Origin of the sequence: Robinsoniella sp. RHS (assembly GCF_001029355.1) — a bacterium.
GTDB lineage: Bacteria > Bacillota > Clostridia > Lachnospirales > Lachnospiraceae > Robinsoniella > Robinsoniella peoriensis.
The window spans coordinates 29,121-51,419 of the sequence record NZ_JNGB01000018.1 but is presented as its reverse complement, the minus strand read 5'-3'; the positions used below and the strand labels follow the sequence as shown (position 1 = coordinate 51,419).

Annotated in this window: 18 protein-coding genes; 7 read left to right on the top strand and 11 right to left on the bottom strand. The window is 41.9% G+C overall.

Features of this window, described 5'->3' with window-relative positions; all coding sequences use genetic code 11:
• Nucleotides 1-5: 5 nt before the first annotated feature.
• From RHS_RS09785 to RHS_RS09755, 7 genes are all read right to left on the bottom strand, one after another.
• Nucleotides 6-758, bottom strand: a complete 753-nt coding sequence (locus RHS_RS09785) for a lantibiotic immunity ABC transporter MutG family permease subunit (protein WP_047833071.1) — start codon at nt 756-758, stop codon at nt 6-8.
• Nucleotides 758-1,513: a lantibiotic immunity ABC transporter MutE/EpiE family permease subunit gene (locus RHS_RS09780; protein ID WP_027296671.1), complete on the bottom strand. Its 756-nt coding sequence runs from the start codon at nt 1,511-1,513 to the stop codon at nt 758-760. Before RHS_RS09780 ends, RHS_RS09785 begins: the two co-directional genes overlap by 1 nt.
• Nucleotides 1,513-2,220, bottom strand: a complete 708-nt coding sequence (locus tag RHS_RS09775; protein WP_047833070.1) for a lantibiotic protection ABC transporter ATP-binding protein — start codon at nt 2,218-2,220, stop codon at nt 1,513-1,515. Before RHS_RS09775 ends, RHS_RS09780 begins: the two co-directional genes overlap by 1 nt.
• A gap of 118 nt (nt 2,221-2,338) precedes the next feature.
• Complete coding sequence (locus tag RHS_RS09770) at nt 2,339-4,381, bottom strand: ATP-binding protein (protein ID WP_395021946.1); 2,043 nt, start codon at nt 4,379-4,381, stop codon at nt 2,339-2,341.
• Nucleotides 4,341-5,018 (bottom strand): response regulator transcription factor, encoded by a 678-nt coding sequence (locus RHS_RS09765; protein WP_047833069.1) that lies wholly within the window; start codon nt 5,016-5,018, stop codon nt 4,341-4,343. Before RHS_RS09765 ends, RHS_RS09770 begins: the two co-directional genes overlap by 41 nt.
• Before the next feature lie 146 nt (nt 5,019-5,164).
• The gene (locus RHS_RS09760; RefSeq protein WP_047833068.1) at nt 5,165-6,736 is read right to left on the bottom strand and encodes a hypothetical protein; all 1,572 of its coding nucleotides are present in this window, start codon (nt 6,734-6,736) and stop codon (nt 5,165-5,167) included.
• A gap of 9 nt (nt 6,737-6,745) precedes the next feature.
• Entirely contained in the window at nt 6,746-7,669 is a 924-nt protein-coding gene (locus RHS_RS09755; RefSeq protein WP_044296508.1) for a LysR family transcriptional regulator, read from the bottom strand.
• A 125-nt stretch (nt 7,670-7,794) separates the two neighbouring features.
• On the opposite strand from RHS_RS09755, the gene RHS_RS09750 reads away from it, so the two are divergent.
• From RHS_RS09750 to hflC, 4 genes are all read left to right on the top strand, one after another.
• Nucleotides 7,795-9,420 carry an FAD-dependent oxidoreductase gene (locus RHS_RS09750; RefSeq protein WP_047833067.1) on the top strand — a complete coding sequence of 542 codons (1,626 nt, stop codon included), beginning with the start codon at nt 7,795-7,797 and terminating at the stop codon, nt 9,418-9,420.
• A gap of 78 nt (nt 9,421-9,498) precedes the next feature.
• A complete protein-coding gene (locus RHS_RS09745) occupies nt 9,499-10,452 on the top strand; it encodes a 4Fe-4S binding protein (protein ID WP_047833066.1) in 954 nt (317 codons plus the stop codon).
• A gap of 341 nt (nt 10,453-10,793) precedes the next feature.
• The gene (gene hflK, locus RHS_RS09740) at nt 10,794-11,912 is read left to right on the top strand and encodes an FtsH protease activity modulator HflK (protein ID WP_395021942.1); all 1,119 of its coding nucleotides are present in this window, start codon (nt 10,794-10,796) and stop codon (nt 11,910-11,912) included.
• Nucleotides 11,913-11,927: 15 nt separating this feature from the next.
• Nucleotides 11,928-12,797 (top strand): protease modulator HflC, encoded by an 870-nt coding sequence (gene hflC, locus RHS_RS09735; RefSeq protein WP_047833065.1) that lies wholly within the window; start codon nt 11,928-11,930, stop codon nt 12,795-12,797.
• Nucleotides 12,798-12,908: 111 nt separating this feature from the next.
• Here hflC and RHS_RS09730 read toward each other — a convergent pair whose 3' ends face one another.
• Nucleotides 12,909-15,170 (bottom strand): glycosyl hydrolase, encoded by a 2,262-nt coding sequence (locus RHS_RS09730; RefSeq protein WP_047833064.1) that lies wholly within the window; start codon nt 15,168-15,170, stop codon nt 12,909-12,911.
• 160 nt (nt 15,171-15,330) lie between these two features.
• Entirely contained in the window at nt 15,331-16,452 is a 1,122-nt protein-coding gene (ald, locus tag RHS_RS09725; protein ID WP_027296661.1) for an alanine dehydrogenase, read from the bottom strand.
• 256 nt (nt 16,453-16,708) lie between these two features.
• Here ald and RHS_RS09720 point away from each other — a divergent pair, with 256 nt between their 5' ends.
• The 3 genes from RHS_RS09720 (at nt 16,709) to RHS_RS09710 (ending at nt 19,190) form a co-directional block, all read left to right on the top strand.
• Nucleotides 16,709-17,191: a DUF6669 family protein gene (locus tag RHS_RS09720; protein ID WP_047833063.1), complete on the top strand. Its 483-nt coding sequence runs from the start codon at nt 16,709-16,711 to the stop codon at nt 17,189-17,191.
• Nucleotides 17,176-18,114, top strand: coding sequence for a CehA/McbA family metallohydrolase (locus RHS_RS09715; protein ID WP_047833062.1), 939 nt, complete (start codon nt 17,176-17,178; stop codon nt 18,112-18,114). The genes RHS_RS09720 and RHS_RS09715 overlap by 16 nt, the downstream gene beginning before the upstream one ends.
• Nucleotides 18,115-18,278: 164 nt before the next feature.
• Complete coding sequence (locus RHS_RS09710) at nt 18,279-19,190, top strand: AraC family transcriptional regulator (RefSeq protein WP_070041515.1); 912 nt, start codon at nt 18,279-18,281, stop codon at nt 19,188-19,190.
• On the opposite strand, the gene thrS is transcribed toward RHS_RS09710, so the two are convergent.
• Complete coding sequence (thrS, locus tag RHS_RS09705; RefSeq protein WP_395021937.1) at nt 19,136-20,851, bottom strand: threonine--tRNA ligase; 1,716 nt, start codon at nt 20,849-20,851, stop codon at nt 19,136-19,138. The genes RHS_RS09710 and thrS overlap by 55 nt on opposite strands.
• A 408-nt stretch (nt 20,852-21,259) precedes the next feature.
• Nucleotides 21,260-22,120, bottom strand: a complete 861-nt coding sequence (locus RHS_RS09700) for a YitT family protein (protein WP_044296500.1) — start codon at nt 22,118-22,120, stop codon at nt 21,260-21,262.
• Nucleotides 22,121-22,299 lie beyond the last annotated feature (179 nt).

The following is a 22,299-nucleotide window of genomic DNA, read 5'->3' as shown; positions in this document are numbered from 1 at the left end:
CTCCTCTAAGATGTACTCTTTCTGCCTTCAAAACGGGAAATAAACACCAGTGATATCAGAAATACAACCATAGTGGCAATGAACATCCCTGCCGGTTTTCCAGCGTCCAGAAACATTTCCATCTGCCCCTGTGGGTAGTATAACAAAAAATAATCACACAGTCTAGCCCCCCAGGAACAAGGTAAAAAGCCCCATATTCCATCACCAAGCCCGGTAAGCATCAGCGCTGTCACAAGGCATTCTACCACTGCAAGCCCCATAAGTGCGCCTCTCCCAAAACGTATCCCAACCATAAGATGAATCGTATACATAATTACCTGACAGCAAATTATGATTACCGCCGCCCATGCAAATAGAGAAAAATCAACCTGACCTGTTCCCGGCAGAGAACGAAATCCCAGCCAGAAGGTTCCAATTGTAAAAACAGCTACTGCCATACCGGATAAAAACAGCATAATAAATTTACTGATCCAGACTTTCCATCTTGGATACTGTTGTGACAGCATTTCTTTAAATCCCCCTGCCATTGCCTCCTGCTCTGCCGCCATAGCGGTTACTACTGCTCCAATCAGTGGAAACGCAATTGCCACTACTTCTAAATATGCCTGTACTTTACCTGCCGGCTCCCAGGGAGAAATCACAAAATATACCAGAAAGAGAACATTCCCAAGCAATGGTACCAGAATATGCACCGGAAAAAATGCCGTATGTCTCATCTTCATAAAATCTGCCTTTAACAAATACCATAAGCTTCTCATTAATTCTGCGCCTCCCTGTTTTTATACCATCTGCCTGTAAGATAAGTAATTACGGCAAACAGCAGTAAAGATAATATAATTCCCGGCAAAAAAACACCCTTTGAAAGGAGTTCCGGTGTAAAGGTATAACTTCCCGGTTCAGCCATAAGTCCGTTGGGCAGAATTCCAATAGCAGGTATCATCAGCCTTGCCGTATAAGTATAAGGTACTGCCATCCACCAATTACTTAAGGAAACCGTTGCACTAAATACAATATATGCCGCCAGATTTATAATAAAGGTTGGGAATATACCAATCTTATACCCCAGAAACATACACAGTGGAATCTGCCACAGAGAAGTTATGATCATCAGTGCCGTTCCAGCCAGCATAGATAAATTGGAAACAAGGGGGTATCCGGTATCTTTAAATAATATTCCCTCCACAAATGAAACAATTAGAATCAGCAGGCAGGAAATGGCAAACCGTTCTGCCATAACAGCCGTCTTCGCATACCATATATGTTTCATTTTAACCGGCATAACCAATACTGCCTGGTCTTTTAATTTCTTGTCAATTCCGGCACTTAGCGTACAGGCAATCGTCAGCATACCGGGCATAATCATTCCATACCACCAGTTAAAATTATCAATCTGTGCATAATTAGAGGCGAGGAACAGGGAAATAAAGGAAGTGACTAGCGGTGCCGCAAAAAACAATACTTTCAAAAACGTATGTCTTATTTTTATTCTTTCTGAAATGATACAATTGTACATTAGATTTCCCCCTCTCTGCGGTATGTTCCCGCCACTTCCATAAATAAAGCTTCCAGGTCATCTTCTTTATTGAATTTACCCTGGTATCCCAGAATTCCACCTGAAATAATTCCCACATAATCTGCCATCTGATTCACTTCGCTGAGTATATGACTGGAAATGATAACGGTAATTCCCTTTCCCGCGAACGAGCAGATCAGTTCCCTTAATTCCTGGATTCCAAAAGGATCCAGTCCGTTAGTAGGTTCATCCAGTATTAGTAGCTTCGGATGATTTAAGAGTGCAATGGCAATCCCCAGACGCTGCTTCATCCCCATAGAAAACTGTCCTGCCTTTTTCTTACCCGTACCCGTTAATTCTACCGTCTGCAATACTTCCTCAATTCTTTTTTCCGGAATCTGAAGAGCGGTTGTCCTGACCAGCAGATTTTCTCTTGCCGTCAGATTTTCATATAGAGGTGCCGATTCAATAAGCGCCCCAATCCTGGCAAGATCCTTCCTCTGCCACTGATGTCCTTCAAAATAGATCTCTCCTGAAGTAGGCCGCAGCATACCGGTCAGCATTTTTAATATGGTAGACTTTCCTGCCCCATTGGCGCCCAACAGCCCATATACGGAATTTTCCGGTATCTTTAAACATACATTGCTAACCGCTTTCTGTTCCCCGAAATTTTTACATAAATTACTTGTTCCTAAAATAACATTCATTTTCTCACCTATTATTCATTACAGGCAATCCTGCAATACTGTTTCCTCTCTTTTAATTGATACCAGTATCATACAGCCCAATTATAAGAAATCTATAAGGAAAGAAAAAAAGCCATGATTACTCATGACTTTTACCCCTTTGTCTGACATTAAAATAAATTGTAAATGTTGTTCCATTTCCCAGATGGGATTCTGCTTCTATCCAACCGCCATGTCCATCAATAATTGTCTTTGCGATATGAAGTCCCAGTCCCTTTCCTTTTGGTTCCCCGGAAGCTCTCTTCGAATAATTTGCTTCGAAAATATGTGGCAGATCCTCCGGTGCAACACCTTTTCCAGTGTCACTGATTGTAATCCGTATTTCTTTTTTTATATCCATCCGGATATGAATCTTACCTTCAAAGGGGGTGAAATCAAACGCATTATAAATAATATTTCCAAACGCCCTGGCCAATAAATTCTCATCCAGTTCCATATAGATCTTCTGTTCCGGAAGGCTGATATTAAAATAAATGCCATATGCCTGTGCATCCGGAAGATGATTTTCATAGAGTTGCTGTAAAAAATCGTTGAGAAGCTGCCTTTTTTTCTTAAATATAATTCTGTCGTCCACAGAAAGCTCCTGCAGATTTGCAACTCTGCTTTGTACCTCTTCCGACTTTTGTTCAATGGCTGTCAGATAGGCTCTCGTCTCGTCGTCAATTCGTACATTACTGATTTTCATAAATTCGATAAAAGTCTGAATGGAAGATACCGGTGCCTTCAGGTCGTGAGCAACCTCAGAGAGCAGTTTCTTTCTTTCATGAAGAAGCCCGGTCAATTCCCGGGTACGCACATTGACCTCCTGCTCCAGATGCCTGGTCAGCCTCTCATTCTCTTCCTGGATCTCACGGATATAAAACTGCAGCATAACCGAAAACACAATGATCAGGCAGAAACCCGCGTATTCCTTTGGCCAGGCTCCCCGGACCGGTTCGAACAGATTACTGGTAAATACATCCCAGAGGATTCCGATTCCATATATCACATTGCCGGCAAGCATCAGGTAGAATCCACGTTTTCCCATGAGAATCCCTTTAAATGCCATCAACAGCATATAGCAGCTGATAAAAATCTGATATCCGTCTATTACACTGCCGTAAATTCCATTCAGACTGGGCGCTTTTGTTAATATTAATAATGGAACAAAAAAAGAAAAAAGACACATTCCAATACATAAGGGCAGCATACCCTTCTTAAAATAAAGTTTTTTGTCCTCCCCTGCAACCAAAGCACTTATCGCTGCCGCACAGGCGATCATGATATACTCACTGCTGTCTTCCAGCGCATACAGGAAATTCACATTCAAAACCCCGATCCAGCGTACAAAAGGATAACTTACATGTATCCCATAAGCCAGACATAATACACCATAGAGGACATATATTTTCTTGTTTCCATTTCTCCAGACTACCAGAGAAAACAGTGCCATAGTTAATGCTGCAATACACAGAATTCCATAAACAATCAGGCGTGCAAACACAATCCCCGTTACGGTTCCTGTAGTTCCAAGAATCACCGGATAAAACATGCCGCTGTAATAATGTTCGTAATTGGTGATTTCCAACACCAGGTCCGTTTCTTTTCCGGCTTCAAAACTCACCACCTGATTTTGAACAACACCACGGTAAGTATCCTTATCCAAGTCACCAAGCTCAGCCACAGATTTTCCGTTGATATAGATCCTGGAAGAGCTGAAAAGCTCCGGCACCTCCATGCTTAAAATCACCGGTTCCCCCAGGTTCACAATCTTCAGACGGTAGGAAGCACTCCCAAATGCACTTTCATTTTTCTGACGCATGGAATAGTCGGAATATTGTCCGATAAATATATACCGGGGTTTTACCCTTTCCCCGGAACCACTATAATAAAGCGTTTCATTATAAAATTCCCAATCATCAATCGGGCACAGATAACTTCCATTCGCAAAAGTATCCCCATCAATGGTCAGTACTCCTTTTACCGGCTGTGCAGAAAAATGGGAATATTTATTATCCAGCTTATCCAAAATGCCAAACACCGCCAATATAAGGATTCCAATGGCACAAACCATTAACAACCCGGAAATGATCTTTTTATAATTATGAATTGAACTTATATCCTCTTCCCCAAATCGTTTCAATGTAATTGTGTCCCTCCCTCAGACTGTTCATTTTCTTGCGTGCCTGTGCAAGATGAACCTGGACGGTATGTGCGTCGCCAAGGTTTGGCTGGTTCCAGACATTATCATAGATCTCTGCGGCTGAAAACACCTTGTCCGGATGCCTTGCCAAAAAATAGATGATATTAAATTCCGCGGCAGTAAAAGTGATTTTTTTATCCCCGCATAAAACCGTTCTTGTAGAAACATAGATTTCAATGGGCGGAAAATGTAAAATGCGATCCGCGGCCTCCTGTGTACCATAGGGCTTCAGCCTGGCATAAATGCGCAGCTCTAACTCCTTAAGACTGTATGGCTTTGTAAGGTAATCATCCCCTCCAGCCAAAAATCCATTAATCCGATTCTCTTCCTCCAGATGATTGGATACAAATATAATCGGTATGTCTCTCTTCTCTTTCATTTTACTGCAGACTTCAAATCCATTCCCATCCGGAAGGGATATATCCAGAACAACACAGTCTGCTTCTGACTGCTCCATCATTCTGTATGCCTGTTCCACATTTTCTGCCTCGCAGACCTGGAATCCTGCCTGTTCAAAATAGATTTTATTTACAGTGCGCAGCGCACGGTCATCTTCAACGATTAGAATTCGATACATATATTAATCTATTCTCCTTTTTAACACCCAGAGCAAGATAGAGCGTGGTGTTTTACAATTGCTCAATTTCGATGTACATTATGATATGCTCTGGATTATTTCTATTAATCTTATATACGAATCATTTCCTTTTCTATCTCACTAATTTAATGTTTTGTAACTTTATGGTTAATTGCCATACCGCTCCCAGCCAAAAGGAAAAAAACTGCTGCTACTATTTTTTTATTGGACTTTCCCGCTTCATTCACCGGCTTGGGCTCGGTAAAGGCCGCAGCTCCACCTGCTTTCCGGTGGGATTTTCCGTCTGTTTGCTCCAAAGTAGAATCCTCATTATTGCTCTTTATAAATTCCACAGCATTCTCTTTCGCTTCTGAGGATAGTTCCGTGGATGACTCACCCTGAATGCCTGTATCTTCACTTTTTTCCTCCAATGTTTCTCCATCTTCCGGGGTGCTTACTGCTCCCTGCGTAAGATCCGTTTCTATGCCACCGGTTCCCTTCTGCCTGCCACTAAATGGCTGCGCAGCCGGATCAGCAGTAACTCCCTGAACCGTTTTGCCGCTATTTCCATTCAAATCTTCCTGATCTGCTTTGCTTTCGCTCCCGTTCCCTACTTCCTGATTTGCTTTGCCTCCGCTCCCGTTCCATACTTCCTGATCCGCCTTGCCTTGGCTCTCATTTTTATCTTCTTGCCCGCTATCTCCAGACCCGTTATTTCCTTTATCCGGTTTCTGCTTGTTCCCTGATCCGGAAGAAAGACTGCCGCCCCCCGAAGGGGTATTGGGGCGTCGGTCCGGCTCTTTCGTTCCCCCGCCGCCCCGGTCACCTCCGCTGCCTCCGTCTGCCAGTTCTGTTTCCTTAGGATCTGTTTCCGTCTCCGTACCAGAACCGCTTCCATTCGAGGTATTATTACCGGTAGTTTCATCGGTATCCGGTGGGTTTACACTTTCTGACGGCTGGTACTTGCTGCATATACCCGTAGCATACTCCGCCTTCCAGATATCTGTATATCCCTCATAGACAAAATCCATAATTTTAAGCCGCACATAATAGACCTGATCCAGAGGCACATACAACATGCATGTTCCCACATCATAATAATCATTCTTCATGGAATCCGTAACGTTACGGGTGGTCCAGTTTACCAGGTCATTGGAATACTCAAGCCAAAGCTGTCCTGCACCCCATGGTTTATCATAACTAATAATCAGATTCTTCTGATTCCATTTCACTTTCAGACGTCTGGCATTTGCAGCTGTAGTCATGCGGATCGCAAGCTGGGGCTTTACCTCTTCCCAGTTCTCAATGCCTGCCTTCTGGCCATCCGTTAATACAAAGTCACCTTCCAGAATAAAATCCCGCCCCCCTGCCAGGCCTTTTTGAAAACTTTCCTCGGACCACACAACCGGTAAGCTTGCATGCAAAGCAGGCTGCGCAGAATCCTGTCCATCCATTTCATTTTTCTCATAGAGCAAAACCTCTATTTCTCCGGGAATCTTTACCTGCTCCATAGCCGAATTATTCAAAGTAATAACCGGATCCATATATGGTGATAAAACCATTCTGTATTTCTTTACACTACCGGAAACAGTGTATTCTTCCGCGTTCACCATTTCATTTTGAATTCCGGGACGCTTTGCAGCCTGAACCGGCAGTTCTCCTGATCCCAATACTATAACAGATATAAAAAAAAACAAAAGAAATCCTGTTCTTCTCATTTTATGTATTCACCCCTCTGACAGCTTTCCGATCTGTATTCCTTCAAACCCCTCTCTACTCCCGAAAAACTTCAGACATTCAATAAAAGAATTTATCCCCACATTGATAAACTTATCCTTATGGTAAACCAAATCAAAACTGCGTTTCCACCTGTTTGTATCTTCCCGGAACATGTACATCTCACCGGAACGCACTTCTTCTTCCACAAGTCTGTAAGCGATCACACTCAGACAATTATCCTTAATTATCGCATGCTTAATTGCCTCCGTTCCCACTACTTCCCAGGCAACATTTACACTAACCCCGTGTTTTTCCAGGTCTTTTTCAAAAAGCTCCCTTGTTCCGCTTCCTTTTTCACGCATCACAAACTTCTGACCTTCCAGCTGACAGAAATAGAGCCTTTTCATTCCAGCGAAAGGATGTTCTTTTGCACATACCAAAACCAGTTCATCTTCAATCATCGGTTTAATCAACAGATCCGGACTCTTAACCTGTCCTTCAACCACCGCTATATCCAGTTCTGCATCCATGAGCTTTTGTTCTATCACTTTTGTATTATTCACACAGGCGAAAATATCCACGTCCTCCTGCATCTGCTTAAACCGCTGAACCATGTCCGGTAAAAGGCAGGTGCCTACTGTCATAGAGGTTCCTACACGCAGTATTTTCATCTGCTTTTTGCTCAGCATCTGCTCTTCCAGATATTCAAACTGACGAAGTACATCCCTTGCATGCCCCAAAAGCTTTTCTCCCAGATCCGTTATGTAAAGATGTTTTGACAACCGTTCAAACAACAGTCCCCCATAATGTTCCTCTAATTCCCGTATCGCCTGACTCACCGTAGGCTGGGACAGGAACATTTTTTCTGCTGCCAGACTCATTGTCCCGCAATCTGCTACCATCACAAAAATCCTCAGGTGCCTGATTGTCATATCCATTCCTTCTTCCAAATTTATCTATAGGTTTTACCTATGTTTATAATAAGATAATATCATTTTTATTATTAATAAACAAGTGTTATAGTAATACATATAACAGGAAAAGAGGTTTTGTACATATGAAAGTATTAATCATTGGAGGCGTCGCTGCCGGCACCAAAGCTGCTGCTAAATTGAAACGTGAAAACCAGGGATATGAGGTACAGATTCTGACAAAAAGCGCTGAGATCTCCTATGCCGGATGCGGTCTTCCTTATTATGTGGGAAGCATCATTGAGGATAAGGAAGAACTAATCGTGAATACACCGGAGAGTTTTGCTAAACAGACCGGTGTCATGGTATCCACCGAAACCGAAGTAACCCATATCGACCGGTCCGAAAAAACAGTAACCGCTTTAAACCTGAAGACCAAAGAATCTACTGTTTATTCTTATGACAAATTAATTGTCGCTTCCGGGGCAAGTCCCGTTATACCTCCAATCGATGGTATTCATTTAAAAAATGTCTTCTATATGAGAACACCCGAAGATGCAATTTCTTTAAGGGAAACGCTGGAAACATCCGGTATCAAACGTGCGGTTATTGCAGGGGCAGGTTTCATCGGCCTTGAGGTTGCAGAAAATCTGGCATCTAAAGGTGTGCGCGTTTCTGTCATTGATATGGCGGATCAGATTTTACCCGGATTCGATACCGAATTTGCCGCATATATCGAAAACCACCTGGCTGATCACGGCATAATGTCCTTTACCGGAACACGTTTAGAAGCCATTCTCGGAACAGACACAGTGGAAAAGGTTCAGACTTCCAGGCGTGCTATGAAAGCAGATGCCGTTATTCTCTCTATCGGTATCCGTGCAAACACAGAATTTCTGGCTGACACAGGTATCGAGCTAATGCCAAACAGAACCGTAAAAGTAAATGAGCACTTACAGACCAATGACCAGGATATTTATGCCATTGGTGACTGTGCCTGCGTCATAAATGCCATAACAAAAGAACCTGCCTGGTCACCAATGGGGTCTTCCGCAAATATTGAAGGCCGTATTGCAGCAAAAAATATAGGTGGGAAAAATCTCTCCTACAATGGCGTTCTCGGTACAGGGGTCTGCAAACTACCGGAATTAAATGTAGGCAAAACCGGATTGAGTGAGGCTGCTGCCATTGCTGCCGGATTTGATGCCGTCAGTGTTATTTCCGTAGTCGACGACAAAGCTCACTACTATCCCGGAGCCTCTGCTTTTATCGTAAAAATGATTGCAGATAAAAAAACGCATAAACTGCTGGGATTACAGGCTGCCGGAAAAGGTGCAGTTGATAAAATGGTAGATATTGCAGCTGCCGCTATTTCCCTTCATGCAGCGTTAGAGGATGTTGAAAATATGGATCTTGCCTATGCGCCTCCTTTTTCCACAGCTATCCATCCATTCTCTTCGACTGTCAACATATTACTAAATAAACTGAGCGGAGAATTTGAAACTTTCACACCGGTTGAATACCAGGAAGGCAAAGCAGAAGGATATCGGCTCATTGATGCTTCCATAACCCCTCAGATTGACGGCGCACGCTATATAGACCTTTCATCCGTAAATGGTCCTGTACCGGAATTAAATACAGATGACAAGCTGTTGCTCGTCTGCAGCAAAGGAAAACGCGCCTATATGCTTCAGAACCGCATGAAATACTATGGATATACCAATACCAGAGTCTTAGAAGGCGGAACAGCATTTAATGAAATAGAAGGATAAGCGATAACCGGATATCAGCAGCTATAAAGAAGTAACTCAGAACAAACAAATATAATTACATAACTCAGGAGGAAAGAAATGGCAACTTTAACAATCAGCCCAGAAGAAGAAAAAAGAGTAAAAGCTTTAGGATTTTTAAGCAACAAAGGAACGGATAATTTTTCCGGCAGAATCATTACGATAAACGGTAAAATTTCAGCGCAGCAAATGCAGTGTATCTCGGAAGCCGCAAATCTATATGGAAACGGGGTAGTAACCCTGACCACCAGACTTACCATAGAAGTACAGGGCATTCCCTTTGATAAAATCGAAGACTTTCGTACCTATCTTTCCAAATCCGGCTTAGTAACCGGCGGCACCGGATCTAAAGTACGTCCGGTAGTAGCCTGTAAAGGAACCACCTGTCAATACGGCCTGTTAGATGCCTTTGCAATCTCCGAAGAAATTCATGAGCGCTTCTATGTGGGCTACAATACGGTAAAACTGCCGCACAAATTTAAAATTGCCGTTGGGGGATGTCCCAATAACTGTGTAAAACCGGATCTGAACGATATCGGAATCATCGGTCAGATGACTCCTGTCTTCGAAGAAGACTGCTGCAACGGATGTAAAAAATGTTCCGTAGAAACAGCCTGTCCGGTGGGTGCTGCCAAAGTAGTTGACGGCATCCTGGAAATTGATGAAGAAGCCTGCAATAACTGTGGCCGCTGTATCGGAAAATGCCGCTTTGATGCCATTGAAGAAGGTGTACCAGGATTTAAAATCTATATCGGAGGCAGATGGGGAAAACGTATTGCTATAGGCAAAGCATTAAATAAAGTATTTACTTCCAAAGAAGAAGCACTGGATGTTATTGAAAAAGCAATCCTCCTTTTCCGTGAACAGGGAAAAACAGGTGAACGTTTCTCCACAACAATAGAACGTTTGGGCTTTGAAAATGCAGAATCACAGCTTTTGGCAAACGATCTGTTAGAACGTAAACAGGAAATTCTGGATGCCAAACTACATCTGGTAGGCGGCGCTACCTGCTAAATGGCATAATAATCTGAAATTGTAAAAAAGTACTTGCTTTTTTCGACAATTTGTGATAATCTTTTAACAAAGAAAAGGGAGTAGCTACCATCGTAATTATAAATCAGATGGTACATGAAGGCGTCAGAACGATAGCGATATCCGCGTCATGTAAGTAATTAGCAAGACTTTTATTCCAGCAGTCAGTCTGGGGTAAAAGTCTTTTTTTAATACCTTTTTCTTTTGTAACTTGAGTTTGTCTTAAAAATGATCATTTATAAGGCATACTCTTAGAGGGAACGGCACATAAATTTCTGCCATGGAAGTTATTTATCTGCCGGACAATTACGAGGAGGATTTGTATGTGGAACCCGAACATGAACAATAACATATTTAATGAATCAAAAAAGAATTTCCAGAAAAACGTTAAGAAAACAGCCAAAGGTGTAAAAAAAGTAGTTATCATCGTCGCAGCGGGTGTGGCAGCCGTCTTCATTGTATCCGGATCCTTTTATCAGATTCAGGAACAGGAGCAGGCTGTACTTACCACCCTTGGAAAACCCAAAGCTGTCACTGAGACTGGTCTTCATTTTAAAATTCCTGGAATTCAGCAGGTAAAAAAAGTAAATACCACAATTCAGGGTTTTCCGATCGGCTATACGATTGAAAATAACCAGACTGTAGATACCGAAGGCATTATGATAACTTCTGATTATAACTTTATTAATGTAGACTTTTTCGTGGAATACCGTATTGCAGAACCGGTCCAGTATTTATATGCTTCTCAGCGTCCGGAGGATATCTTAAAAAGTATCTCCCAAAGCTGTATCCGTACTGTGATCGGAAGCTATAAAGTAGATGATGTATTAACTACCGGGAAAAGCGAAATTCAGGCTAAGATCAAAGAAATGATCATAACCAAAATTGAAGAACAGAACCTCGGTCTCCAGCTGGTGAATATTACCATACAGGACTCCGCTCCCCCTACCCAGGAAGTGATGCAGGCGTTTAAAGCTGTGGAAACTGCAAAGCAGGGAAAAGAAACCGCAATCAATAATGCCAACAAATACCGGAATGAAAAAACACCGGAAGCTGATGCAAAAGTAGACCAGATTATCAAAGATGCACAAGCCCAGAAACAGACCAGAATTAACGAAGCAACTGCACAGACATCCAGATTCAAAGCCATGTATGAAGAATATCAGAAAAATCCTGTTGTAACAAAACAGCGTATGTTCTACGAAACAATGGAAAGTGTACTTCCGGGATTGAAAATAGTAATTGACAGCGGTAACGGCGTCCAGAAGGTACTGCCTTTAGCACCATTTTCAGAAAACGATACATCAGCAGATAATGGGCAGAAACCGGAAAAAGACGATACCCAAGAGACCGATGCTCCAAAGGAAAACAAGACCAATAACGCCGAAAATCCAACTGCCGAAACTACAAACCCGGAAACGCCACAAACGGATGCACAATAAGGAGGACTATGAATTATGAAGAAAAAAGTTGTTATAGGTTGTTTTGCTGCGGTAGTTGTTGTGGTTACACTGGCTTCTTCCGTGGTGATTTCCAAACAAAATGAATATAAGCTGGTACGCCAGTTCGGTAAGGTCAGCCGTGTAATTGCTGACCCCGGAATCCATTTAAAGATTCCTTTTATCCAGACTGCAGATACTTTGCCAAAAGAAACTCTGCTTTCTGATTTAGTACCGTCTGATGTAATTACTAAAGATAAAAAAACTATGATCAGCGACAGTTATGTATTATGGAAAATTGTAGATCCTTTAAAATTTGCACAAACCTTGAACTCTTCCCAGACTAATGCGGAAAACAGAATTAACACTGCCGTTTATAACGCAACGAAAAATGTAATCAGCAGTATGACCCAGGATGAGGTAATTACCAGCCGTGACGGTGTACTTTCTACAAACGTTATGAAAAATATCGGTAATAATATGGAACAGTATGGTATCGAACTTCTGGTTTTCGAAACGAAGCAGCTGGATCTGCCCAATGATAACAAGGAAGCTGTATTTGAACGTATGATCTCAGAGCGAAACAACATAGCCGCCACTTATACAGCAGAAGGAAAATCAGAAGCTAAGGTTATCAGAAACACAACCGATAAAGAAATTGCCATTAAGATATCCGAAGCAGAAAAACAGGCAGAAATCCTCATAGCAGAAGGCGAAGCTGAATATATGAAGATTCTGTCAGCCGCTTATGCAGATGAAGGGAAAACAGATTTTTACTCATATGTAAGAAGCCTGGATGCTTTAAAAGCTTCCATGACCGGAGATGACAAAACCGTAATTCTCTCGGAAGATTCCCCTATCGCCAAAATTTTTCAGGGTTACGAATAAAAAACAGGGCCATTCACAGCATAAATGTGAATGGCCTTGTGCTATTTACTTTCTAAACAATGCATGAATCAGAACTTGTGTCTCTGTTCACGTATGATTTTCAAATTGGATCTATTCGGTGATCTGATTGATTTTCTCTAACAATGCATCCAGTTCTTCTTCACTTACTTTACCCTGTGCAAAAGTAATTACTCCGCGGATTGGCATATACATCATCATCGCTTCATTCATGGCCGTCGTACTTTCACCCAGTGCATCATCTGCTGCATCCCCTAAAACTGCCACTTCTTTCAGAAGATATCCTGCAATCTCCATCGCTTTTTCATCCTTCATTAAATCACCAAAGGTCGTATTACGATTATATGATCTGGTTTTTTTACTTGTGCTTTCCACATGAACAGATGCTGCAGCAACGATATCCCGGGATGATTTTCCAATCTGGATCTCATAGTCTGCATTTTCTACTTTCCAGTCTCCTGCTTCCATATCAAAGTAAGCAAATGCACGTTTTTCAAGTTCAAAGCTGACTGTCTTCGTTTCGCCCGGATTTAATTCAATTTTATCAAATCCTTTTAATTCCCGGACCGGACGGATGATACTGCCATTTAACGGAGCCACATACAACTGAACAACTTCTTTGCCTTTGATTGTTCCTGCATTTGTTACATCTACCGTAACTCTGAGGGTCTCGGTATCCTTCATATTCTCCTTATCCAGCACCAGATTACTGTATACAAAGCTGGTATAACTCAGTCCATGACCAAATGGGAAGAGAACATCCATCTTTTTCTTATCATAATAGCGGTATCCTACAAATACCCCCTCTCTGTACTCTACCTTGTCGCCTTCTCCCAGATAGTACAGATAAGAAGGATTATCCTCTAAGCGAATGGGAAATGTTTCCGCAAGTCTTCCGCAGGGATTTGCTTTTCCGAACAGAATATCCACGGTTGCAGCGCCTACTGCCTGGCCGCCCAGGTAAGCTTCTAATACGGCTTTCACATCCTGAATCCATGGCATTTCTACCGGAGATCCATTATGAAGTACAACCACGGTATTTTTATTCACAGCTGCTACCTGACGGATCAGCTCATTCTGGCAGTCCGGAAGTCTCATGTGCTTGCGGTCAAATCCTTCGGATTCAAAGGAATCCGGCAAGCCGGCAAATACAACCGCTGTCTCTGCTTTTTTCGCTGCTTCTACCGCACTCTTTATCAGCGCTTCATCTATCACATCTTTTTCTGTTATAAATCCCGGTGAATATGTTATATGCTCCATTCCTGCTGCTGCATCCAGCGCAGATTCCACCTTAAATGAATTTATATGAGAACTTCCTCCACCCTGATATCTTGGTTTTTTGGCAAATGCACCGATAAATACGGTATTTGCCTTCTCATCCAATGGAAGAATCTGGTCATTTTTTAAAAGAACCATGCATTCTGCTGCTATTTCCTTTGAAAGCTTATGGTCTGCTTCTTTATCGAATACCGCGTTTTCGTTACGGTTCTCAACAAATTTATATACAATATTTAAAACTCTCTCCACCGCTTCATCCAGGCATTCTTCTGAAAGTGTACCTGCTTTTACTGCCTCTGCAATTTTTTTATCATTAATACCAAAGGAAGATGGCATTTCCAGTTCCAATCCAGCCTTCAGACTGTCAACTCTGTCATTTACAGCGCCCCAGTCACTGACTACGAAGCCGTCAAATCCCCATTCATCTCTCAGGATATCCGTGAGGTATTTTTTATTTTCGCATGCATATGTACCGTTAATCCGGTTATAAGAACACATCACAGTCCACGGCTTAGACTGCTTTACTGCTCCTTCAAATGCAGCCAGATAGATTTCCCTCGCAGTACGTTCATCCATCTCAGAGCTGGAAGACATTCTTCGGTGTTCCTGGTTATTAGCCAGAAAATGCTTGATGCTGGTTCCTACATTTTTGCTCTGGACTCCTTTGATATGGCTTGCTGCAATTTCAGATGCCAGATAAGGATCTTCTGAGTAGTATTCAAAATTTCTTCCGCACAGCGGGGAGCGTTTGATGTTCACTGCCGGTCCTAAAATTACTGCAACGTTTTCTGCCTGACACTCTTCTCCCAGGGCTTCTCCCAGCCTGGTTGTCATCTGGCGGTCAAAGGAAGCTGCCAATGCACAGCCAGCAGGAAAACAAACTGCCTTGATGCTGTCATTGATTCCAAGATGGTCTGCTTCCTGATCCTGTTTGCGAAGTCCGTGAGGTCCGTCGCTTACCATAATTGCCGGGATTCCCAGACGCTCTACCGCCTTTGTATGCCAAAAATCCTGACCGGAACATAACCCGGCTTTTTCTTCTACTGTCATCTGACCTATTAATTCTTTTACGTTCATAATCAATCCTCCTGATTAAAAATTATCTGCTGGATATTGCCTGTATGAACGTATTATATTACATTTTATAAGTCAAAAAAAGAGAGATTCTGGCTTCTTTATAGGTCAATATTGACTTTTTTTAAAAAGACGTTCTCTTGATGTCGAACACACTTAACCGTTATGCTTCCTGCAAAGCAGCCTTTGGGTCTGTATATTCTCTGCCAAGAGCATCTGCAACACCTTTGAAGGTAACCTTGCCCTTATACGTGTTAAGACCGGCCATAAAATCAGCATCTTCCCTTAACGCATCCACACCTTTATCCGCCAGCTTTAAGACATAAGGAAGGGTACTGCTTGAAAGGGCAATGGTAGAGGTTCTGGAGACCGCACCCGGCATATTTGCAACGGAATAATGTATTACGCCATGCTTTTCAAAACACGGATTGTCATGCGTTGTAATCTTGGTCGAAGTTTCCACACAGCCGCCCTGATCAATTGCAACATCTACAATGACACTGCCTTTTTTCATTTCCTTAACCATATCCTCTGTTACCACTTTCGGCGCTTTTGCACCCGGTATTAATACCGCTCCGATTACCAGATCAGCATCTTTTACTGCTTCTTTTAAGTTATAAGGATTATTAAACTGGGTATGGATTCTGCCTCCGCTAATGTCATCAATATATGCCATTCTTTCAGCATTGATATCAAATACAGTGACATCTGCTCCCATGCCTGTGGCTACTTTCGCAGCATTTAACCCTACAACTCCGCCGCCTACAACAACTACCTTTCCAGGCATAACTCCGGGAACTCCACCGAGAAGGACCCCGCTTCCTCCATTATAATTTTGAAGCATATAAGCTCCAACCTGTACGGACATTCTGCCTGCAACCTCACTCATAGGAGCCAGCAGCGGAAGTCCTCCGTTTTTGCCGCGGATGGTTTCATAAGCTATTCCTGTGGTTTTGGATTCCAGTAATGCATCTGCCAGAGAGGCATCATTTGCTATATGCAGATAGGTAAATACCAACTGGTCTTCTCTTAAATATTGATATTCTGACTCCACATATTCCTTTACCTTTACAATCATATTCGCTTTTGCAAATACATCTGCGGCATTTGCTGCAAGTTCGGCTCCCGCACTTATGTATTCCTCATCCATAAATCCGCTTCCTTCTCCTGCCTTTGTCTCCACGATCACCTGATGTCCCGCATTCACCAGCGTATATGCACCTGCCGGCGTAATTGAAACTCGATTTTCATTATTTTTAATCTCTTTTGGCACTCCAACTATCATAATAATTCCCATTGTATATCACAGGTTTGCCTGCAATACAGCCACTACCTTACAAAAGCTGAAAGATCTGCAGCGTGGCATCCTTTCTCTTAGATATTTTCTTTCAACTTTAAATAACTAGTTAACAGTATATCATAAAATCTTCTATTTTCCACATTATTTTCACATTATATCCATTCATAATTATAGTTTTTTCCACTTGTAACTGATATTTAAATGTAGTATAGTTTATCAAAATACACAACCGGAGGTACTTATGAAGGAATTATATCATGTTTCGGGTACGCTGAATGAAGGCTTTGTTGGACAGATTTCATATACGGTCTGCCTGGATAAAACTTACGATGAACTGGATATTGAATTTACCTTTGACAAACAACACTATACCGATATCACGGATGAATTAAAAGAGGAAATGAAATCTCTTGTGGAAAAGGAATATGGCATTACTGCTTCTTCTGAAGAAGAAATTATAAGGGTAATCAAAAATGATATGAAAACGGAAATACATACGCTTGCTACATTAAATGATACATTTATCGGATGCGTACACCGCCAGCTTACCACTCGCCATATGCACTTTACCCCGCTGACAGCGACAGAAGGCTGCATTGCCATGCCCTGCTTTGAAGGTGTTTTAAAAGTGACTCTGCTGGTGTTTAATGTAATACAAAACGATACACACTATGAATTATCCGTATTTGCAGGAGGGAGGAACACAACATGTACAAACGTTTAGAACTGCACAATCATACCACGGAATCTGACAGCAGCATTACCTGTGAAGAACTGATTGACCTGATGGTAAAGGACAAAGCCGATGCTTTTGCAATTACCGATCATAATACCATTTCCGGACATGGCAAAATCCGCAGGCTGTTAGAAGATCGGGGATATCCCATCGATTGCATTTACGGAATGGAATATACCACCTATTATGGGCACATTCTCTGCCTGAACCTTCACGAATATGTCCCCTGGGAGAATATCAATCTTCATAAACCGGAATTGCTGTTTGAGGCTGCCAAAGATAAAGGGGCTCTGACGGGGGTTGCACATCCCTTCTCCTATGGACACCCATTTGCCAGAGGATGCCGCTTTGACATGAAAATTACGGACTTTTCTTCTCTGGATTTTATTGAAATCTTTAATAATCCGGAACCGCTGCACGAAGTGAATGAACGGGGACTGCTGTGGTGGGAATCCCTGGTTCTGGACGGACACCGGTTAGCTATGACCTGTGGCATGGATCTCCATGGAAAATGGGACATGGGCGGACAGTTTGCCACCTTTATACCCGGCAGGAAAGATGGGAATACCTCCCAGGAACTTGCTGATGCCGTTCATTCCCAGAAGACCTGTATTTCTAAAGGACCTGTACTGCAAAGTAATATGGATGAGAATAACAACTCCATAGCATTTTCAATCGTTCCTACAGACAAACCCGGATATTATCACTCCGCTACCGATTCTTATTATCTGACACTGAAAACGTCAGCGGAAACCATCCAAAAAGAAATTCAGCCGGACGAAACACTTTATGTTGACCTGGCAGAGCTCAAGGGAGAAAAAATCATCATTCCAAAATTATATCATCAGGATACTACTATAGAAAATCTGGTTTGTGTTGGCTCTGTTATTTATACTCAGCATAACATATAATATTACTGCCAACAGCGTACATCCTGCTGCAATCTCCGGGACTCCCCATGCTTAGAAAACCAGTTTAATTTGAAGTGCGTATTTCTTGACCCCTCTTCTCTCCTATGCTATTCTTAATACAAACACGACGATTACTTCTATTAAAGAAAGGCATCATTTTTACCATGGATAATTATTACTATGAGCAAACCCGTTTGGTTTCAGATCTTCATGTGAATTTCGAGCGTATTCTGATTTCTAAAATGTACATTCCAGGTCACTGGCATGAAAGTATCGAGATACTTTATATGAAAGACGGATGTCTGGAAACGATCATTAAGAATCAGACTTTTATACTTAAAAAGGATGACTTTATCCTGGTAAATCCACGGGATTTACACAGCACCAGATGCCTTAGTTACTGTGACTATATCCTTCTCCAGATTCCATACCCTATGCTCAAAAACTATATTCCGGATATTGATACGATTCGATTTGAAATCAACGATCCCGCAGTAAATCCAATTATCCAGACGAAGCTGCGCCAAATCAAAGAAATTATACAGCAGATGCTGGTTCTGTTTGATGTGAAACCTCTGGGTTCCCATTTGAAATTCACCAGCCTGCTGTTTGAGATGCTTTATCTTCTCTACCATAATTTCCAGGTGCCGATTGATCCTGAAACAATGGAAAAAGACACCCGGAATCTGGAACGTTTGAAACCAATCCTGGATTATGTGAAAGAGCATTACAATGAAAAAATACTCTTAAACGAGATTTCTGCCTATGCGGGATTTACTCCGGAATATTTTTGCCGTTTCTTCAAAAAGCACATTGGCATCACCTTTGTGGAATACTTAAATCAATATCGTTTCAACTGTATTTATCAGGACCTCGGCAGCACGGATACACCTCTGCTTACTCTCCTGGAAATGCATGGATTTACCAATTATAAACTTTTCCGTAAAATGTTTTATGATATCTACGGATGTACCCCGGGACAAATCCGAAAAGAACTTGTTACAAGAAAAGATACCGGCAATCAACATGCGATTTCTTTTTGGATGAATTCTATAAATGCATCCAAAGACATCTGACCAGTACTCTGGCTGTCACGGCCACGCAGTGAAATTGTGCCTGCTTCTTCTTCCTTCCGGCCCAGTATCAGCATATAAGGCACTTTTTCCAACTGGGCCTCTCTGATTTTATATCCTACTTTTTCATCTCTTTGGTCCATCTCGCAACGAATACCTGCTATTTTTAACTGTTCTGTGATTTTCATGGCATATGCGTTGGACTTTTCCGATACCGGTAATATCTTGGCCTGAACCGGTGCAAGCCATACCGGAAATTTTCCTGCATAATGCTCAATCAGGATTCCGATAAAACGCTCAATAGAGCCAAATACTACCCGGTGAATCATGATCGGCCGGTGCTTTTCTCTGTCTGCCCCGATATATTCTGCTCCAAATCGAAGGGGCAGCTGGAAATCAAGCTGTATTGTTCCGCACTGCCATGTCCTGCCAATGGAATCCCTTAAATGAAAATCGATCTTCGGTCCATAAAAAGCTCCATCCCCTTCATTTACATCGTAGGACATACCAAGTTCATTTAAAGCATTCTTAAGGCCGTTTGTAGCCAAATTCCAATCCTCATCACTTCCGATGCTGTTTTCCGGTTTTGTAGATAATTCCACATGATACGTAAATCCAAACTTCTGGTACACTTCATCAATTAATCGGACAACACCTTTTATTTCCTCCGTGATCTGTTCTTTTGTCATAAAAATATGGGCATCATCCTGCGTAAAACTGCGCACCCGCATCAATCCATGAAGGGAACCTGATTTTTCATGACGGTGTACTACGCCCAATTCCCCAATGCGCATGGGCAGCTCCCTGTATGAATGCGGCTCTGACTGGTAGACCAGCATCCCACCCGGACAGTTCATTGGCTTGATGGCAAAATCTTCTCCATCAATAGAAGTCGTGTACATATTTTCTTTGTAATGATCCCAATGCCCGGATGTCTCCCAGAGTTTCCGGTTCAACATGACAGGAGTGGAAATTTCTACATAGCCTTCCCTTTGATGAATTCTTCTCCAATACTCAATTAACTGATTTTTAAGCACCATTCCCTTTGGCAGGAAGAACGGGAATCCAGGTCCTTCGTCCATCATGGTAAACAGCCCCAGTTCTTTCCCGAGCTTTCTGTGGTCTCTTTTCTTTGCTTCCTCCATCTGCAGCAGATATGCTTTTAGCTGAGATGGTTTTTCAAAAGAAATACCGTAGATTCTGGTAAGCATTTTGTTTTTCTCACAGCCTCTCCAATAAGCTCCTGCAAGTGCCGTCAGCTTCACTGCACCAACACATTTTGTATTCTTTAAATGAGGCCCTTTGCACAAATCACAAAACTCACCCTGCCGGTAAAAACGGAATTTCTCTTCTGCCGGCATGTCATTCATCAGTTCCAGTTTGTAAGGTTCCTCCTTTTCCTTCATAAAAGAAATCGCTTCTTCTCTGGATAATTCCAAGGATTCTATCTCATAACCTTCCTCTGCGATATTTCTCATTTCTTCTTCAATCTTATCCAGATCTTCTCCTGTCAAAGGGATCTTACAGTCAAAATCATAATAAAATCCATTTTCAATTGCAGGACCGATTGCCAGTTTTGTCTCTGGAAACAACCGTTTCACTGCCTGTGCTAAAATATGTGCCGTTGTATGATAAAACACACTCTTATCAATTTTTTCTTTCATCTGCTCCATGCTCCTTTACCTTTTTATGATAGGGAATAAACTTCTGCTGAAAATCCTATAACAATTTGGCCAAATTGCAGTAACATAAGAAAAGCACCCTCAAACGTACAACAGTATAACTGCCAACACGTTTAAGGGTGCATACTAATCAGAATGCACGGTTCCACCTTAATTTTTCTCTTTCAGATTCTAACAAATCCAAGCCTTTAACGCAGGCATACGGCAATGCTTATTCTCTCGACTTCGCACCGCTGCTCGGGAATGGTCTTCGCTGACATTTCACATGAGAAACTTCCACCAATCTGTTTCTCTCTCTGACTGCTTCCTGACAGTTACTGTTTCCTTCATAGCTTTTCTTATATTGAGGCTATTATAGCACTTTAAACGCAGCTGTCAAGGTAGATTTCATTATTTATAAATTTTTTTAGCGGAAAAGCCTCTTCCCCGTACTTCATTTACATGGCTGATCACCATAAATGCTTTGGGATCTTCCTCCATAACCAGTTGATTCAGCTTCACCAGTTCCCGGTTTGAAATAACAGTCAGAATTATCGGCTGTTCATTTTGCATATATCCAGTCTGTGCATGGATAAAGGTGGTTCCCCGATCCAGGCGTTTTAATATCTCCCGGTTGATCTCCTCATATTTTTCGCTTATAATTTTCACCTGGGTCTGAGAGGTTCCCATAAAAAGGATTTTATCCAGAACTACCGAATAGATCAGTACAAGGAGAATTCCATATACAATCTGTTCCGAATCCGAAAACAGCATCTGCAGTATCAGAATCGTAAAATCAAAAACATAGAGCATTGCCGAAACCGGCAGCCCGAATTTCTTATTCAGTACCAGAGGCGGGATATCCATACCTCCGGTGGAAGCCCCTGCACGAATCACAATTCCGATTGCAAAACCGATCATAATTCCACCGCAGATGGTGGATAACATCCGGTCATTGGTGACCTGCCCTAATATGGGGATTTTCTGAAACACACCCAGAATAATCGGATAGTAAAAGGTACTGATCAGCGTCGTAAGCGCGAAACGCCTGCCCAGGATACAGGCTCCCACAATAAACATAACGGCGTTAAAACAAAATACAAATGCTGATATCGGAATTTGAAAATAATGATGAAAAGATAATGCCAGCCCCGTGGTGCCCCCCGTAATCATTTGATTTGGAAGAATAAATATGGTGATTCCAAGTGCATAAATCGTATTCCCTAAAAATACATAGAGAACATTTTTCATTTTTGATAACTGCGATAACATAAGATCCCCTCTTTCTAAAATTCTTTTCTTCTCTTGTTTCTTGATTTTTGTTAATTCATTTTAACTAAATTTCCTTTAAAGACTGACGTTCATATCTTAAAAGCAATAAACTACATTTATAAAGGATTCTGTTATATTACTACAGTAAAGCACAAAAAAAGCAGGTTACTAAGTAACCT